Origin of the sequence: Blautia caecimuris (genome assembly GCF_024622975.1) — a bacterium.
In the GTDB taxonomy this organism is placed as follows: Bacteria; Bacillota; Clostridia; order Lachnospirales; family Lachnospiraceae; genus Blautia_A; species Blautia_A caecimuris.
The window spans coordinates 73,665-90,932 of record NZ_JANJZT010000017.1 but is presented as its reverse complement, the minus strand read 5'-3'; the positions used below and the strand labels follow the sequence as shown (position 1 = coordinate 90,932).

Genomic DNA, 17,268 nt, shown 5'->3' with positions numbered 1-17,268 from the left:
CTTGCCTGAAAAGGTTCAAATCCGGGATAGGAAACGGTGATGATCTCAGGATTTGCCGGATCATAGGAGATTTCCACCGTATATCCGATCAGGGCAGGTTTGGTTTCATACCTTTGCCCACGGAAACTGATACAGGCACCTTTATCCACTTTTCGCTGCTCATGGTGCAGGAAAGCTTCGGCTACAACGGCTGTATCCAAAAAAGTCAGTGGACGGCTGTCCCGGTTCCATTCCTGCAGTGGTGATATCCCTTCTTCCGGAATGGCGGCACCGAGGCTTTCGTAGTATTCTGCAATGCCATCATGCTTTTTCTTGTGGTAATACTCATCCAGGTAGATTGCCCACAAACGGTTCAGTTCCTCCAATGTTCTGATATTTTTCAGCTTTGATTCCCGGATAAAAGCATCTACCACCTGATGGAACTTTTCGATTTTCCCTTTACTTTTGCCGGATCTTGGTTTTGCATACATCACACGGATGCCCAGCCTTGCAAGGGAAGAACGGATCTGTTTTGCGATATACTGTGTTCCATTATCAAAGTAACAGGAATCGAAGATTCCATACCGGGAAATCGCTTGGTGAAACGTATCTTCAATGATTGATTCTCCCTGATTGTCATAAAACCGGGATGATAGGAGATACCTGGAATGGTCATCGATTGCTGAGGACAGGTAAGTCTGTACCTTAGCCCCATTTCTTCCGATTGGAAGCTTGGGTCCATACTTGATGTCCGCCTGGATCAGCATCATACGGTGCGGTTTGCAAAAGCGTTTGGAAGAACTGTTTCTTGCATCCTGATACATTTGCATCTGCTTTTGTCCGTAACCAGCCTTATAGATATGGCGTTCCAAAGTAGAACGCTTTAAAGTACCGGGTACCGCAAGCCCTTCCGTTTCCAGAATGTAGATGATCTGGGCAACCGACCGCTCCGGAACCTCCTTGCGAAGTTGGATTGCCTGTTCCAACAGGAACGAAAAGTTTTCCGGAAGTTTTTGTGACCGGTGTTTCTCACGGTCAGCAGGTTTTAGCCCTGTAAACTGCCTTTCCGAAAAAGCTTTTTCATAGCGGTAAAGGGAACGGACAGATATGTTGTTTTCCTCTGCAATCTTTTTGCGAAGCTGGATACGCTTTGCATCATCCAGACCAGTCTGGAGAAGCGGTGAAATCAATTGAAAACGCCTGAGGGCTTCTTCCTCTTGCCATTGTTGTCTGTTTATTGTTGTATTCATAAGATAATGACCTCCTTTTGAGACCAATATACCCTTTGGTACTTTGACAGACGATGCAAAGTAGGTGCATAAGCCTTACCAGCGGATCGGGACTAAAAATCCTCCGCTGTTGTAAATCTGGCGTAAGATGATTTCCAACCAGTTTTGATATTGATTCCTGAAAAAATCGAGCAGTGAACCAGGGGAAATCCTCTCTTCATTATAACCCAGCAGGAACTCCCGGATCGTCCTTAAATATCCGTTGATACGTTCAAGATTTTCGCAGAACCATTGCAGCCAGCGGAGCATGGTAGCGCAGGACGGGTAGTCTTCAGAATCTAAGTCTTCCGGCTGTACAACGCCATCCAGCACCCCGGAGATCACTTCTGTTTCGTAATGCTTGTACGGAACAAGACAATCCGGAAGTTCATTATGATAAGAGTGGCAGTTCTTACAATAAAACCGCCGGATGATCAACTGATCTTTTAAACCGCCTTCCTTTCTACGGATGCGTGGGCGTGAATCCCGGTAACGAAGCGTAGCCTGACAGATGGGGCACATATGGGTGGTCACACTGCTCTCAACAAAAAACACCAAAATCCTCCTTGAGGACAAGTGAATAATCTGATATAATAACCATGGTTTAGTGACCAGGGTCTCAGAGTACACAACTTGCCAGGAGGGTGCTCTGAGACCTTTTCCTTTTTGTATGCTGATGACAGTATACAGGTCAATTCAGAGACAGGCAAGTAAATCAGTATTTTGATAATTTATGAGGTCAACAACATGTATTGCTGGATACGGTCAGCCCAGAGTTTTGCTTTTTCTTCTTTGTTCATAGTGTATAGAATACCTCCTGAGTTTTAAGGAGATTGTAGCAGAATAAAAAATGAAAAAAAAGATACGGATGATTACTTACTTACTATTTTTCAACAACTTCAATAATAATTCTCATTTCTTATCATATACCTTAATAGCTTTCTCCACTAGATCACAAACAAAAACGCCCCACACCTGCAGGACGTCCTCTCTCAAATATTCACTTAACTTTCACCTGTAGTAGTCTCTCCGTAGAACTCTATTAACGATTTTCCCAAGGGGTTCACATATATACTCTCTTAACGATTACTTCTACACAATCCACTTTAACTCGCCTGAGAAGTAGTCCTTCAGTAGTTCCGTGGCACTATGACTGCCGTACTATGCCCAGTTCTGCGGCACTTTTACCTACACATTCGGTAGTCCGTTCACCCTGCCGTGGCATAAAAATAAAATTTTTATCATATGATTTTCTCCTTGTGTTATTGAAAGATTGTGTAATTTGACCCCTCTATGTTCTCAATCACTTAATGATATATTTTGTTCCTCTGCCTTTTCCTTCAACTGCAATCACACCCTTTTTCTCCATAGCTTTCAGTAATTGTGTTGTTTTTGATTTGCCAAATGGGACATATGGTGCAATTTCACTTATTGGTTTCAGCATCGTCTTACTTAAAAATTTGTAAATCACTTTTTCGTCTTCGGTTAAATTGACATTCGTTTCAAATATCGGTAGTACAATTTTTATAGCATTTTCTGACACTTCAAATTCTGGTTTTATCAAACTCTCTGCATACAGTTGTTTGATTCGTGTAATTCCTGTTCCAAATATCTCTACTAATCCCAGTCTGTAAAATACATTTGCAAGATTTCTATTTCTTAAAATAGATAGTTTACCTGATAAATATTCTTCTGCCGTTATTCCCGCCGGCAATCCACCCGGAGACACTACTTCTATTCTATCATCAAACATAGAAACTCTGATGTGTGAACTAATATCCCATACCCTATGAATCAAAGCATTTGCAATTGCTTCTCTGAAAGCTGCTTCCGGTATTTTCTCTACCATCTTTCTGTCAGCTCCCTGTATTACTTCATATTGGTAATAATCTCTAAATACAGCAAGTGCTTTTTCATATATTTCTAAAACCGATATATGTTCAAACGTTACTCTTTTTTGAATAATACTGATATTCTCACCGAACTTAACAATATCAATTCCTGAAAAATGATTTTTATCTGCCAAAAGTCCCGCTGCATTATTATAACCATTTATATTGTCATACAGGTTCAATGTCTTTAAAGTATCTTGATTGAAAGTTTCAATGTAAATATTTTCTTTCAGTTTACACTGTAAAATTTCAAAAGATAGCTCCTGATCTTTACAAGGTAATTCTTCAAAGCTAATATTTTTTCCATCTAATACAAGCCTTGAAAATTCCAATGTATCTACCTCTATCGTTGCTGTATCATTTCGTTTGTATGCTTTCGATTTATATAAATACGGTTTTTGAAGACCACTTTTTACAGTAAGTTTTATCGTCTGGTCATTATTCTGTATTTCAAGTGTATAGTTTGGTTGAGGTGATATACTGTCATTGATTTTATTTTCGATATCCAGACAGGCCTGTTTTACATCTGGCAATCCTTTCACATTTCCATTATCATCAACCCCAAAAAGAATTGTTCCACCATTGTAATTCGAAAAGGCACTAACTGTTTTCAAAAAAGTATTCGTAATCGTTTCCTTGAATTCTAATATTCTTGTTTCACGCATAGTAAACGTTCCCTTTCCAACCATAATGATTATATTATATGCAAAAATGCGCAAAAAATCAATCGTATTTTTTTACGATTGATTTTTTTAATTAATTTTGAGTGTAGTATTCTTTTTTGACCAACTGAATTATGACAACTTTTTTAATTGTTCCGATCCGGTCTTCCAAAGGTATAAATAAGGTGTAAATTATTGGTTAATACTCAAGAAATCCAATAAAATCAAGGCTGTCACGACATCCATTAAACATTGCCGTGGCAGATGAATAACACTTTTATCTTACTCATTTTATCTCCTTATATCTTCTCAAAGCCTTGTAAATACTGGCTTTCCAGCCTTTATACACATTTTTCTAAAACAGCTTTTTTTCTCATAAATTCTTGCATTTTCTCATGTTTTTTCGGGCATTTTGGTTATAAATGGGTTATTTTTCTTATCCGGAAAGCCTTACGAAATAAGGCTTTCATGAGTTATTTGTGCATGTTTTTGGGTTACAAACCGGTTTTTATCCAGTTCTTTCTTTGCTTCTTTCAACCTGGCAAGTTCTTTCTTTGCATCGTCATAGCCGGTATGCGTGTAAATATTAAGCGTCACAGATACATCTGAATGGCCCATGAGATATTGCAGAGTCTTTGGATTCATTCCGGAATTTGCCATATTTGTACAATATGAATGCCTACAGATATGCGGAGTAATCAAGGGTAATTGTAACAAATGTTCTTTGTTGTACTTCTCTCTTGCATGCTGCATGTACTTTTCCCAGTGAAGTGCAACCATTGGATTCCCATTCTTATCCAGGAACAAAAATCCCCCATATCCATCCACTGTTGGCTCTTTCTTCGTCTTTTTGCGGTTCTTCAGAATACGAAGGAATGCATCTTTCACATCTTCTTCCATAGGTAGCAATCTGGTTCCACTTGTCGTTTTCGTTGATACAATCTCATACTTCATATCTCTGGTTCTCTGCAATTGATGATCAATTCGTATCACTTCATTCTTGAAATCCAGATCTCTCACGGTAAGTCCACAAAACGCTGATATTCTAAGCCCCGTTTTAAACAAAATGTAAAATGCATCATAGTAACGGTTATAGTGTGGATCATTCTTTACAAATTCCAGGAATCTTGTCTCATCCTCTAATGAAACTACTTCTCTCTTCTGACTGTCATTAACCAGTATCGTACCAAGTTCAAATCCAAATGGATTCTTAAGGATCAGATCATCATCCACAGCCATCTGGAATGCCGGTCTTAACACGCCTCTGATCGAGTGAATTGAACTGTATCCTCGTCCATCTCTCTGAAGCTTAATCAGAAATATCTTCGCATCAAACAGCTTAACGTCATCCACCTTCTTATGAGAAAATTCTTCTTTTTTCAATACATTTACGACAAAATTATAGTTTGCTAATGTATTGTGCTTCACTCCTGTTTTTAATGAAAGATATCTTTCCACCAGTTCAAGCACCGTCAACTTACTTCCGGTGATTCCCTGCATCTGTAAGGACTGTACTTTGCGTTCTTTCTCTCTCAATGAAGAATCCGCTCTTTTGCCTTCCGGCATCTTATCCGATTCTGTCAATCTCCAACTATATAATATTTTTCGCTTTCCAAGTGAATCTGTATATTTATAACGATATCTTCCACTTGGTTCCTGCCATTCTCCCTGCTGGAGAACTCTTCCTTTATCATCACGTCTCTTTGAAATCATATTCTACCTCCAAGGGGACGCAACATGATATTGTTAGTATATCACGTTGCCTCCACCTCGAACACCTCCTTCTTTTTTATTTTTAGTCTTTGTTTTTTTATATTGCACTAAGTGTATCTACAAATCGTTCAAATCTTTCTCTCTTAATCTGCACACGGTTTCCGTTCCACAACAGATATTCTGCATTGGGATTTTCGCTTACCAATTTACGAAGCTTTCCTTCTCCAATACGGAAATATGCCGCCGCTTCCTCAATAGATAATGTATATTTCTTCCAGTATGGTATTTCATAATTACTCATCTGTTCATCTCCTCTCGCATCATTTTCTTCTATGTAAATTTCTCTGACATTGGCGGCAAGCAAGTGGCTCTATACGCGTTGCCACTGCCAATGCCTTTTTTTGCCAATGTAACTGCTTAAGAATCTTTTTTCAGTGAAATTGTCTTTCTGCTTTGATACCATCCATAGTTTAACTGGTCCTCCAAATCTTTTCTCGCATCTCTTCCGGTTCTTGCCGAAATTTCATATGCCTGCAACTCTGCTTCCAGTTCTTCCAGACACATCATTTTCCTTTTTCCCAGCAATTCAAGAATAAGCTTTTTGGCTTTTTCCAATTTCGTCTCTTTCTTTGTTCCAGTATTTCCGGCAAGCAGATCATCAATGGAAATGTCATATTCTCCCATCCAAATAAGTCCTTCATCGCTCAGAGAAAAGGCTACCGGATTTTCCTTTTTCGCCAAGGAATCCTTTTGCTGATAGACCACACGAATATCTTGGCTTTTCTCTTTCTCAACTTTTTCTACAAACAAAATACTTCTGACCGCTGCAGCGATATCCACAGATCCCAGTGTACGATAATCACTCTGCACTCCCGATGCTTTGTTCAAATGTCCAATCAGTACAATGGCACAGCCTGTACGTTCTGCTATATTACTGAGATTGCGAAACAGTGGGCGTATCTCATTGGCTCTATTCATATCCACATTGGCTCCCAGATAGGTCTGTATCGGATCCATGATCATCAGCCTTACATCATTCTGCCTGATTGCCTTTTCAATCCTTTCATCTGTCATGGAAAGCTGCTTTTCTTCCTCATTGATAAAACGGACCCTTGTCATATCTGCTCCACATTTTGCAAGTCTTGGCTTGATCGTATCTCCGACTCCGTCTTCTGCGGTCTGGTAAAAAACATTAAAAGGCTTGATTGGAAGCGCATTTGGAAGTTCTCTACCTGCTGTACAATATGCGCAAAGTGCCATTGCAAGCCATGTTTTTCCTTTTCCCGGATTTCCCTGGATCAGAGTTACTTTTCCAAATGGGATAAATGGATACCATAACCACTGCACTACTTTTTCTTCCACATCTGACATTTTTATGACTGGAATTGGATTTTCTTCCTGTACTTGTTTCTTTTTCAAAGGAATTTTCTCTGCCATATCTTTTCTATCAATTCCTGCTGTCAGACATTCATTCCAGTCTTTCTTTACTGGTCTTAATCGCATCACCATCTTATCGTCAGGGATTTTTTCTGCAAGCTTCTCACAAGCGGCATTTCCGGCAGTATCATTATCCAGGCAGAGATAAATCTTTCGGATATTTTTATGATCTGCAAGATACTGCATCAACGCCTTTTCGCTGACTCCGCCCAATGAAATATAGTGATGGGTTTCCCATCCATCTCCTGTGACGCTCAGAAAAGAAAGCAGATCGATTGGTGCTTCAAAGACAAATAACGTATCATCTGTACCCGTGTGGCTAAATCCATATGCCTTTTCCGATCCCGGTGCATCTCCCCGGTATTTTTCTTTCGTTCCTCTTATGCCTGCATAACGAACCGTTCCTTTCGGATCGCAACCAATAAATATCACGTTGTGCTTTACCGCATCTTCGTAAATTTTCCCTTCTGCAAGCATCTGGTCAATAATCTTTTCAGAGATCTTTCTTTCCTTTGTCAGATACTCCCTCACTCTGTCATTGTTTTCATATGCTTTTGGAAGTTGTAATTTCGCTTTTTCTAAGGGGATGGGGCAGCCTTCATGGCTGCCTGCATCCTCCTGTTCGTTTTTTTTAACTTCCTGTTTATCTTCGCCGGGCAATTCATTGATTAATGTTTTTACAGCTTCCGGAAATGACATATTATAAAATTCCATTAAAAAATCAATGGGATGTCCTCCTTTACTTCCGCTAAAGCGATACCACTCATTATGATCGACTGTCAGACTGTCATGCTTCATCCATCGATATTCTTTTCCTGATTTCTTCAGTTTTTCCCCTCTGGCCCTCAGAAAAGAAACCAGATCTGTTTCATTTGCTCTTGCTATCTGTTCTTCTGTATATCTTGACATTTTCTGTTCCTCCTATAACTCCACTCCATATAATTTTTTCTTTACTCTATCTTTCTTTTGGATCTGATCTCTGCATTCTGTTTTTCTTCTGCAAGCAAATTCTCTGGATCTGGCTGATCTTCTATCTCCATCATTACCAGATCAACGGACCTTTGTACTTTCTGCAATGGTCGAAGCTTTTCCAGAACTTCCTTTTTCTCCGCTTCTAAAGTTTCCTTCTCCTCCGTTGCATTTATCAGATATTTTTTCCAATTGGAAACCGGCACTTTCCCTTCTGCATTCCTGTTTCCCATGACGATTCTTTTCCCTCTGTAGTACCGATTCAGTTCTTTTGCATGCCCTTTTTAAATTTTTCTTTGCCGAAAAATTTGTTTTTATACTCTTCATAAACCGGTCGAAATGTCTCATAATCATCCCATGCCTTTATCAACTTCTTCATCTCCTGAATCAAACTGTCCGCCTCATCAAGATCGTATTGCAAATCATGGCCTCGGCTGCTCAGTTCCTGAATCCGCTGTTCCAGTTCTTCTGGTGTATCAATATTTTCGTCTGACAGAAATGCGATTGTCTCAGCAAGTTGTTTCAGATTTGTGTTCATCGCTTTCTGACTTCTATATTGATAGGTTCTCGCCACTCGGTTTCTCTCGTCATAATATCGCTGTAAATACCCTGCAAGTGTTGGCTTCTGCACATAATACATCTGCCTTTTCAGTTCATATATTTTTTCTGATATCCAAGATTTCAGCACTGTGATTTCCATAGCTATCTGATTAAACTGACTGATCAGCCGGTTCAGATTTCCTAATGCAGTCCGAATTCCTTTTGCTTCCATTGCGCGTACATGTGGTCCTTCATGAATCATCGGGATTCGGTCAATCCCCCGTTCTTTGAAAGAACGTGCATCGACTCGAACAGATAATCCTTTTTCTTTAAACTTTTCATTGCACCGATTTTCCCAGTTTTTTCGCAGATAGATCAGCATCTCCTTGCTGCTCCATCCGGTTGTGGATACTGCACGGTATGCCTGTTTTCCATTTTTATCCAAAACCGGATTCCCCTGCTCATCCATCACCGATATCTTCTTTTCTTTTATCCCCCAGGTTCCATCTTCCTTCAGAGGACGGATCGGAACTAAGATGTGGATATGTGGATTAGGTTCTGCACCTTTCGGCCGCACTGGATCATGAATTGCAAAATCGGCAATCATGCCTCTGGACACCAGTTCTTCCTGGACAAATGCCCGTGCCATTTCAATGTTTTCTTCCATGGAAAACTCGTTCATGAGCGTAATATCAAAGCTGTGAGCCAGCTGTGCTTTTCTTCCGGACTCCGCCCATTCCAACGCATTCCACAAAGTTTCCCTGTCAGCATATTCTCTGGGTGCATGGTCCGGCAGACAAATTTCTGCCATGACCACGCCACGTTTTCTTGTAAAATCACTGGATTCTCCATAGTAGGTACTGTAAAGCTTTTCTCCTGCGCGATATGCCGCCTGAGCAATCACGGACTGTCCTCTGCTTCTCTTCACCTGTGTTAAATGAAAATGATAGCTTGCCATCTCCTACTCCTTTCTGCTGGACTTCCAATATCCAGCTTCTTTTAAGTCTTCAATGGTGCTTTGAAGTTCTGCTTCTCCTGCTTCTATACGATCTCTTCTTCCAACAACCATTTTTGCAATCTCATCACAAAGAACCGGATCCGAGAAAATCCTTTCTGCCAGAAGAAAGAACTCTGCTTTATCAAGCAATTCCACATCTTTGCAAATACATTCAATCGCAGCTCCCCTTGTAATCAGGCGACTCACTCTCGCTTTTTTCGATTTATTCACCTTATATTCTGTAACATTCTGCAATCACTGCATCTTGTGTTCTAATTGCAGTTTTTTCAATTCTTCCGCTTCGATTTTCGATTCAATCCCTGCGATTTCATTTTGTGTACGTGTTACATATTCCTGAAAATTTTCTTTTTTTGCATAATCAACTTCCTCCTTTTATTTCTGTTTTCGTGTTTTCTTTTTATGGGTTAGGCATCTATGCCGGAAGGGATACTCCTTCACCGGATGCAATCCGAAAACTTCTTTTGGAATAGCTTCCAGAAAGAAGTACCCTTCCGGAGGACGCACATACTTGCTAAAGTATATAAGTGCGCTCTTCCGCTTAAGCTCCAGAGATCTTTCTACTCAAACGGCAGCTCCTCATCTTCCGGCACACTCATAAATCCATCTTTCTCATCTTTTGAATCCGTATCGGATGCTTTCTTGTTTTCAGCAAAAAAATGTTCTTCCACAACAACATTGCTGCTGTATCTTTTCACTCCTTCGCTGTCCGTATAACTTCCTGTGCGGATTCGTCCGCTGATGACAATCTTGGTTCTCTTTTTCAAATAGATTTCCGCGAACTCTGCATTCTTTCCGAATGTCACGCAGGAAATAAAATCAGCTTCCCTTTCCCGGTCTTTTCCATATCTCCGGTCAACCGCTAACATATATCGCGCCATTGCGGTTTTATTATCATCCTGCAAATATTTAATCTCCGGAGCTTTTGTAAGCCGTCCCATTAAAATCACTTTGTTCATCTCATCTTCCTCCTTTTTTTGTTCTGATCTACTTGTTCCATATGAATCAGGCCTGGATTCAATTGAGAGCACAAAAACAATTTATTACCATTGCATCAGACTTTCTTTTTTACGCCCTCATATAACGAAACGCTCAGAGGGTAAAATACAGTGGGCAAATGCAAAAAATTTTATTTTTTTGTTTTTATCTCTCACATATACAAAAGAAAAACGGTGTTTTTACAGGGTGTTGGCGAATATTTTTTTATTTTTGCGCAAAAAAATAGCTATAAGACTCCATTTTTGAAATCTTATAGCTTTGCTATACATGATATTAAGTTGTATTTCTAATCATCAATTATTTCCCAATGTCCATTGGAACCACGACCAATAAATCGTATAATACCTATATCTTTGATGTGACGTTTTACAGTCTTGGAACTTATTCCTAACGTCATTGCCATTTTTTCTGTACTGATTTTATTATCCTTTTTTATCATATTCAATATTTGAATTTCCAACGGATTACTCTCTTTTTTCTGAGGGACATTCCGAGGGACATCCTGAGGGACATCCTGAGGGACATTGTAATTCAAATTTGGCATCACAACTGTAAACTGGTACCGATCCGATCTAAAAGACGGCTTTTTACTTTCATCATAGTTGATCTGAAATTCATAGCCACCGATGATTTTTCCGAATCCACTACCTTTACGTTCCATATATCCCAGCCGATTAAATATATCTGCCAAAACCGGGTTTCTTCTCGTTGATGGAACTGTAAGTGGATCTCTGTCCTGAATAATGGAACCGTCCGGCATGCCTCCTGGCGAATAAATTTCCATACGATCATCGTAAATATCAATATGCACTTCACTACCATTCACAAGATAATCTCTATGAGCCAATGCATTAACCAATGCTTCATGATAACTACGTTCTACATATTCCGGCATTTCTTCTCTGGAATTAGCAGTCTTTCTCCACATTAATTTCGCATTTCTCTTAATAAAAGCTTCTCCATTATCAATTAATGACAATACACTTCCAGAATATTCCGCATCGTCAAATGCATCTATTGTACCACCGCTTTTATTTAATCCATTCCACCGGGTACAAAATAATCTTGACCATCGAATAGGGCTTTCATCTGCAACCAAGGCTCCGGCATTTGTCAAATATCCTTGCTCATTCGCCAACCCAAATGATATAAGATCTTTCTCATCAAAACTATTTCCTGTCCATTTTTTATATCTTTCCCGGAGTTTGGAAAAAGCAAAATCTTCCACCTTATACGTAGAAATCTGTGAATCATAAGATGTATTTCTACCGCGCAACACCAGTCTTTTCAATTCCGTTGATGTCGCTTTCACACTCTCGTTTCCAACACGAACATATGCTTCCAGCACACCATCACCCGAATAATAGTACGGTGTCTCTTCACCTTTGAAAATATCCAGTATAATTAATACTTTTCCATCTTCGACCTGTTCAAATCGAAGACGAAATTCTGGAATTGGATCCATCCTTGTCTTAATGATTTCACTTATTTTCTCAGCATCACCATTCGGATTTTCAAGTCCTACAACTTCATCATTATCGGCTATTCCAAAGATTAACGCTCCACCAAGTGTATTTGCAAAAGCACTTACGCTTTTACACCAACTCTTTGGTTTCTTCGCTTCCAAAGATAGCTTTTTGTCATATTCAGTTGCTTCACCGATTAATTGTTTTATATCCAAGCTTTCCACCAACTTTCTAAATTATAAATATTCCCAACACTTTCCATTCTATAAGTCTAACTATATCTTTCGAAAATACTCTTCAACAATCTTATCTAACTGAGCTGCAATTAATTTAAACTCTTTATTCAAATCCAATGTTTTTACACTAATCTTATTTCCGCCCATCACAAAACTGCAATCTGGTGTGATTGCTTCCTCTGTTTTTGCATATAACAACATCCCAGATACATTACCTGTATTCTTCACATCTTGATTCTTAACATATGTAAAAATCTGATACATATTTCCCGAATGAAGCGTTGCCTTGTCATACTGCATCTGCATAGTATGCCCATAATATTTTGTATCTATTATTAAAATTTGCTCTTTATATCTGAGGAAAATATCTGTCTGCATAACAGGCAGAAATCGTATCATACTCTCTTCTGTATCCGAAGGCAAATCCCACTTAACCTGAGCAGCCCTTGCTTCTGACAAATAGGAATGATGTTGCTTGAAGTATTCCAATACAAATTTCTCATAAAGTCTATGAATATGCTCATCAGAAAAAGACATCATCTTATAATTACCTTTGTTTGTAGTCTGAATCATTCCATCTAATACAAAATAACAAACATTCATAAGCATCTCATAATTCTGATTGTTGCGTTGATATATCAGACTGTCCCATCTAATATTTGAAAGTCCTATTTCATCTACCTCATTAAAGAACAGAACTATCTTCTTTAACTCCGCCTTATGCAATTTTTTTACTCCAGTATCCTTGATCAGAATAGTTATTGTAGTCTTCAATATCTGATTAAAGATATTGTTTACTGAGAGTTCATCATACTCGCAAGACAAAAGCATCTTCCTTTGAATTTGGTTTTTAATAGTTCCATAAATATCCAGTTTGCCACGCAAAATGGACAAGTCTTCATTTTTCGTAATGTACTCTCGATAAAGTCCCTGTTTAAGCTGTTGCGAAACACCTTTTGCAAGAATTGCTGCAAATAAATCCTGTACATTGTCAAAATCTTCAGCTGCAACATTATCATAATTCTTCTGTCTAAGGACTTGAAATGCATAGGCAAGCATATAATAAATATTTTTGATAAAAATACCTTTATCGTTAGTCATTGAATACTCCTATTAATAGATTTTCCCACCGCTTAACCTTTTGTCTATCATCAAACCAATATTCTTGCAACATCGGAATAATATCGTAATACACAACTGCCTTCATCCATTCCTCAGTACATTCTTCCTGACCACAAAAATAACTGTGACCAATACGGAACCCCGGTCCAAGAGAATCATCTATATTGATTTCCCTATTCAAATCAATAATCTGTTCTATAAGAGTATTGAAAGTTTCATTTTTCAGTGATGCTTGATATGCTTTAAATCCTTCTGAATTAAATCCAGGCTCCATCTCATAAAAGCTGAATCTTCTTCTAAGCGCATAATCAATCATCGCCAGACTTCTGTCGGCAGTATTCATCATGCCAATAATATAAAGATTCTTTGGTACAGAAAAAGCTGTTCTTGAATATGCCAGTGTAACCGTTGTACCTCTGTAATCCTTTTCAATAAGCATCAATAACTCGCCAAAAATCTTACTCATATTTCCACGGTTGATTTCATCAATAATAAAAAAGTAGTCCTTATCCGGATGCTCGGCTGCATTCATACAAAACTGATAGAAAATGCCATTTGTAAGTTTAAATCCTTCATCTTGTGGCTTATACCCCATAATGAAATCCTCGTATGAATAATTCTGGTGGAACTGAACAAACTCAATTCTGGAATCATCCTTTTCGCCCATCATAGAATATGCCAATCTCGTAGCAGCGAAAGTTTTTCCCACCCCTGGTGCTCCTTGAAGGATTAAATTCTTTTTGTTTTTAAGAAGGTCTACTAAAGTATTATAGTTTTCTTCTGCCATATACACTTCATTAAGAAAATCTTCTTTTTTATATAAGGCAATAGAATTCTGATTACCGTCTGTTCTATACACATAATACGGCGTCAAATCTATGTCTGGTACGTATCTATGTTCTCTTTCTGCTGTCTTTATCTTAACCCATTTAGCGGTAAGTTTACTTGCCAATTCCTCTGTTATTATGAGTTTTTTCCCCAACTCCGTAAGTGTCCACAAACCGTTCTCACCTTTATCAAGAACACCTTCATAAACCAAATAATTGCGAGCCCAATCTATATCATTTAGTACCTGGGCATTACCGGTAGAATTTACCACTTTAAGTTCATCGTCTGTAATACCATAATCTTTAATAATTTTCTGGTGAACATCTGGTCTTTTTCCACTTCCACCCATTTTATACAAAGATTCGATAACAGGTGCATACCATTTTGAGAATTTTGCATCTGAATGCAAGGAATTTAGGTCAATTTCTTTTTGCTGATTATAGAATCTACTAACAAAAAATCCTACATCTAACGTCATCGTTATTTTTCTTGGATCTGGATAACAATCTTCATTCAAAACATTTTGTAAAATTTCATCAAGCTCACTGTCACTAGCAAGCTTTTTTCTAATCTCATCGTAAAGTTTATAACTATTTTCTATATTTGATACCGATCCACCTTTTTTAGGTACAAAATCGCTTCCTATCTCCCTCGCAATTGCACGCACTTCAGAATACTTATAGATGTAATATTTATCCGGATATTTAAGCCAAAGATATGTACTGATCGCATTTGCTGTCTGATAATGCTGTTTCCACGTACCATCATCATATTTGACACGTAAATTTTCTGCTGATGTTATAAATTGTTCAATACGCTGTGCCAGATTTTGAGATTCATCAAAAAGAGCCATAAACATAGATCGAACAGCTTCTGGGTCAGCCATAGCAAATGATTTAATCATACCCCGGGGATAATTATTCATATTAGCCAGCAAATTATAGGTTTTATCTGTTGCTTCCATAAACATATCAAGGAAATTCTCGGCAGATATGTTCCAATGTTCTTGGAAATACTGGATTGCCTCCCACTTATACTTTTCATCTTTCCAATGATTTGGAAAATAATCTTTATAAGCAGCAATAACTGCTACTAATTTTTCTTGGTCAAACATTTACATCCTCCATCTAATATATTCCGTCTACAGAGATATAAAAATTATAACCTATCAACATTGTCTTTTCAATTCGATTTGTTTCACAGAAAAAAGCCATAAGATTTTCTTTTCAAAATCTTACAGCTCTTCTATCATGTTGCGTCCCAAAAATCATCTATATTTACATGTAATATCTGCACAAAATACCGTGGGTTATTATCGGGTTATTTTTCAACCGCCAATGCCTTCCAGGCCTTGATTTTACTGGCTTTTTGGAGAAGCTTTCAAAGAGTGCCGTGGCATACAAACACTATTTTTACCATACACACTTTTCTTCTTGTTTTATTCGCTCTACAATCTATAAAACTCCCAGAATTCACAAAATATATTTCCGCATATCCTTCCAACAGACATTCTTCTCTATCTTCTTTTCAAAAGTTTCCTCAAACTTTGAGTTTCTACAATACGATAATTGGAAAGCCACAGCTGTTTATCTTTACCTGTCAGCTGGGGATTGTTGCTTGTCTCAAATGTATTCTGTACAAGGCTTGCCCCAACCTCATCCCATACTTCCAACGGGTCAAACAGCCAGTTTACTGTTTCTGTTTCCTTAAAATATTCCAGCAATGGCCTGAAAACTACAAATATAGGATAAATATATCCGCTGGAAATCATATACATGGTTTCTTTCTGTAAAAATCCTGTTTTTCCTCCCCGTTCCATATATTCTATACCTTTTACATTCCCAAAATGTGGATGAGAAAAACCCAGCGACTTTTTATACTCATTATATTTATTGGCAAGATCCTGTTCAATATAGTCATACAGTTTTACCAGAACAGGAAGTTCTTTTGTCAGAGCTTTATAAAAGCCGGTATTGTAGGCCTCTTTATATCGCTTAAATACCTAGGCTTTTCCGAAATAGCTCTGAATAGGCGCCATACTGTCATCCGGATATTTTTTTATATCAAATGCATACAGAAGTCTCAAAAGCTCCGAAACATTAATCGGCTTGTTTTCATTGTCCTTATATGCAATTTTTTCTGCATAAGTTTCATCTTTAATGACCCTGTGAATATCCTCAAAACTGTCTTCCAAATTAAATAGGGCAATATCTGAAACCTGTACGGATGTGTTTCTGGCATCGGAAAGCCGTGTAATGTTAAGCACATTGATAATTACTTCAATACGTACATATTTTTCGATGTTTTCCGGAATTTTATCCCGGTTCTGCATAATTGCTGTATAGGTATGTCCGCCATCCAGAATTCCATAACTGAATCTGTCATTTTCATCGTTCTGTTCTCCCAGATCAATAGTTACCTCTGAGTCTGTACTGTTAAAACTAAAGGCCTGAGCAGAAATTACAATTCCCCTGTTGTTAACATAAAAATCTGTTTCCGGCTCCACAACTGCATGAATCAGTCTCTTTGCCACATTGGTTCCCATCTTAGGAACACGGGGATTCACATCCATTGGAATGTTCTCCGGCAGATCTCTCATATTGACAAGAAGATAATAAATCGTTTCATACATTCCCGATTCTTTTTCATCTCGCCTGTAAGGGGATGTTAATGTCGGCACTGCATTTACCTTAAACGTCAATCTTTTGTTCCTATAAAATCCTCTCTTCTGATTTTTCCAAGAACTGTTGCTTTGAGTTTAGTATATATAGTAAATGCACCATAGTGCATAATTGAGGTTTTTATGTCTGAACGAAAGAAATATGATCCTGGATTAGTAAAAGTCGGAGAAATGCTCAAAGAAAAACGAAAAGCACTGGGCGCTGAATATAAAACATGAGAACATTTTATTGAACTCAGAAATTCTGAATTATTTGATAACAGCGACTGGCTTTCTCCACGTCATCTGGCAAATATTGAATCTGGGAAAAACTGGATCAGTATTGAAAAATTAATACTGCTTTCTACTGCGCTCGAAGAAAACCCTGTGGATTTATTTTCCGAAATCATCCATACCTACAGAAAAGGAAAAAATACTTTTTAATTTTACCCACTATACAGTTCTCTTCCTCCCCCTTGTTTT

Annotated in this window: 16 protein-coding genes; 1 reads left to right on the top strand and 15 read right to left on the bottom strand. The window is 38.2% G+C overall.

What is annotated here, in order from left to right; translation table 11 throughout:
* From NSA57_RS11780 to NSA57_RS19630, 15 genes are all read right to left on the bottom strand, one after another.
* Positions 1–1,229, bottom strand: a 1,229-nt coding sequence (locus NSA57_RS11780) for a DDE-type integrase/transposase/recombinase (protein ID WP_257464931.1), incomplete at its 3' end; no start/stop codon positions are given.
* 75 nt (positions 1,230–1,304) lie between these two features.
* Positions 1,305–1,802 carry a DUF6431 domain-containing protein gene (locus NSA57_RS11775; protein ID WP_257464929.1) on the bottom strand — a complete coding sequence of 166 codons (498 nt, stop codon included), beginning with the start codon at positions 1,800–1,802 and terminating at the stop codon, positions 1,305–1,307.
* Positions 1,803–2,550: 748 nt separating this feature from the next.
* Positions 2,551–3,804, bottom strand: a complete 1,254-nt coding sequence (locus tag NSA57_RS11770) for an ATP-binding protein (RefSeq protein ID WP_257464928.1) — start codon at positions 3,802–3,804, stop codon at positions 2,551–2,553.
* Between the two features lie 447 nt (positions 3,805–4,251).
* A complete protein-coding gene (locus NSA57_RS11765; protein WP_257464927.1) occupies positions 4,252–5,514 on the bottom strand; it encodes a site-specific integrase in 1,263 nt (420 codons plus the stop codon).
* 97 nt (positions 5,515–5,611) lie between these two features.
* Positions 5,612–5,815: an excisionase gene (locus tag NSA57_RS11760; protein WP_118030255.1), complete on the bottom strand. Its 204-nt coding sequence runs from the start codon at positions 5,813–5,815 to the stop codon at positions 5,612–5,614.
* 116 nt (positions 5,816–5,931) lie between these two features.
* The gene (locus NSA57_RS11755; protein WP_257464926.1) at positions 5,932–7,860 is read right to left on the bottom strand and encodes an AAA family ATPase; all 1,929 of its coding nucleotides are present in this window, start codon (positions 7,858–7,860) and stop codon (positions 5,932–5,934) included.
* Between the two features lie 41 nt (positions 7,861–7,901).
* Positions 7,902–8,153 (bottom strand): hypothetical protein, encoded by a 252-nt coding sequence (locus NSA57_RS11750; RefSeq protein WP_257464925.1) that lies wholly within the window; start codon positions 8,151–8,153, stop codon positions 7,902–7,904.
* Positions 8,154–8,182: 29 nt separating this feature from the next.
* Positions 8,183–9,418 (bottom strand): MobQ family relaxase, encoded by a 1,236-nt coding sequence (gene mobQ, locus NSA57_RS11745; RefSeq protein WP_257464924.1) that lies wholly within the window; start codon positions 9,416–9,418, stop codon positions 8,183–8,185.
* A gap of 3 nt (positions 9,419–9,421) precedes the next feature.
* A complete protein-coding gene (locus tag NSA57_RS11740; protein ID WP_257464923.1) occupies positions 9,422–9,712 on the bottom strand; it encodes a DUF3847 domain-containing protein in 291 nt (96 codons plus the stop codon).
* Between the two features lie 323 nt (positions 9,713–10,035).
* Positions 10,036–10,434, bottom strand: coding sequence for a single-stranded DNA-binding protein (locus NSA57_RS11735; RefSeq protein ID WP_257464922.1), 399 nt, complete (start codon positions 10,432–10,434; stop codon positions 10,036–10,038).
* A gap of 326 nt (positions 10,435–10,760) precedes the next feature.
* Positions 10,761–12,164, bottom strand: coding sequence for an ATP-binding protein (locus NSA57_RS11730; protein WP_334304833.1), 1,404 nt, complete (start codon positions 12,162–12,164; stop codon positions 10,761–10,763).
* A 51-nt stretch (positions 12,165–12,215) separates the two neighbouring features.
* Positions 12,216–13,277 carry a 5-methylcytosine-specific restriction endonuclease system specificity protein McrC gene (mcrC, locus tag NSA57_RS11725; RefSeq protein ID WP_257464920.1) on the bottom strand — a complete coding sequence of 354 codons (1,062 nt, stop codon included), beginning with the start codon at positions 13,275–13,277 and terminating at the stop codon, positions 12,216–12,218.
* Complete coding sequence (locus tag NSA57_RS11720; protein WP_257464918.1) at positions 13,270–15,240, bottom strand: AAA family ATPase; 1,971 nt, start codon at positions 15,238–15,240, stop codon at positions 13,270–13,272. The genes mcrC and NSA57_RS11720 overlap by 8 nt, the downstream gene beginning before the upstream one ends.
* 402 nt (positions 15,241–15,642) lie before the next feature.
* Positions 15,643–15,945 carry a hypothetical protein gene (locus NSA57_RS19635; protein WP_330671337.1) on the bottom strand — a complete coding sequence of 101 codons (303 nt, stop codon included), beginning with the start codon at positions 15,943–15,945 and terminating at the stop codon, positions 15,643–15,645.
* A 183-nt stretch (positions 15,946–16,128) separates the two neighbouring features.
* Positions 16,129–16,827 carry an AIPR family protein gene (locus tag NSA57_RS19630; RefSeq protein WP_330671336.1) on the bottom strand — a complete coding sequence of 233 codons (699 nt, stop codon included), beginning with the start codon at positions 16,825–16,827 and terminating at the stop codon, positions 16,129–16,131.
* Between the two features lie 207 nt (positions 16,828–17,034).
* Between NSA57_RS19630 and NSA57_RS19950 the strand changes: the two genes are divergently transcribed.
* Entirely contained in the window at positions 17,035–17,229 is a 195-nt protein-coding gene (locus NSA57_RS19950) for a helix-turn-helix domain-containing protein (RefSeq protein ID WP_257464935.1), read from the top strand.
* Positions 17,230–17,268: the final 39 nt, after the last annotated feature.

What these genes read in the sequence shown, in the direction of transcription:
- NSA57_RS11770 (WP_257464928.1), bottom strand. Translation starts at nt 3,804, where the DNA reads ATGCGTGAAACAAGAATATTAGAATTCAAGGAAACGATTACGAATACT.
- NSA57_RS11765 (WP_257464927.1), bottom strand. Translation starts at nt 5,514, where the DNA reads ATGATTTCAAAGAGACGTGATGATAAAGGAAGAGTTCTCCAGCAGGGA.
- NSA57_RS11760 (WP_118030255.1), bottom strand. Translation starts at nt 5,815, where the DNA reads ATGAGTAATTATGAAATACCATACTGGAAGAAATATACATTATCTATT.
- NSA57_RS11755 (WP_257464926.1), bottom strand. Translation starts at nt 7,860, where the DNA reads ATGTCAAGATATACAGAAGAACAGATAGCAAGAGCAAATGAAACAGAT.
- NSA57_RS11750 (WP_257464925.1), bottom strand. Translation starts at nt 8,153, where the DNA reads ATGGGAAACAGGAATGCAGAAGGGAAAGTGCCGGTTTCCAATTGGAAA.
- mobQ (WP_257464924.1), bottom strand. Translation starts at nt 9,418, where the DNA reads ATGGCAAGCTATCATTTTCATTTAACACAGGTGAAGAGAAGCAGAGGA.
- NSA57_RS11735 (WP_257464922.1), bottom strand. Translation starts at nt 10,434, where the DNA reads ATGAACAAAGTGATTTTAATGGGACGGCTTACAAAAGCTCCGGAGATT.
- mcrC (WP_257464920.1), bottom strand. Translation starts at nt 13,277, where the DNA reads ATGACTAACGATAAAGGTATTTTTATCAAAAATATTTATTATATGCTT.
- NSA57_RS11720 (WP_257464918.1), bottom strand. Translation starts at nt 15,240, where the DNA reads ATGTTTGACCAAGAAAAATTAGTAGCAGTTATTGCTGCTTATAAAGAT.
- NSA57_RS19635 (WP_330671337.1), bottom strand. Translation starts at nt 15,945, where the DNA reads ATGGAACGGGGAGGAAAAACAGGATTTTTACAGAAAGAAACCATGTAT.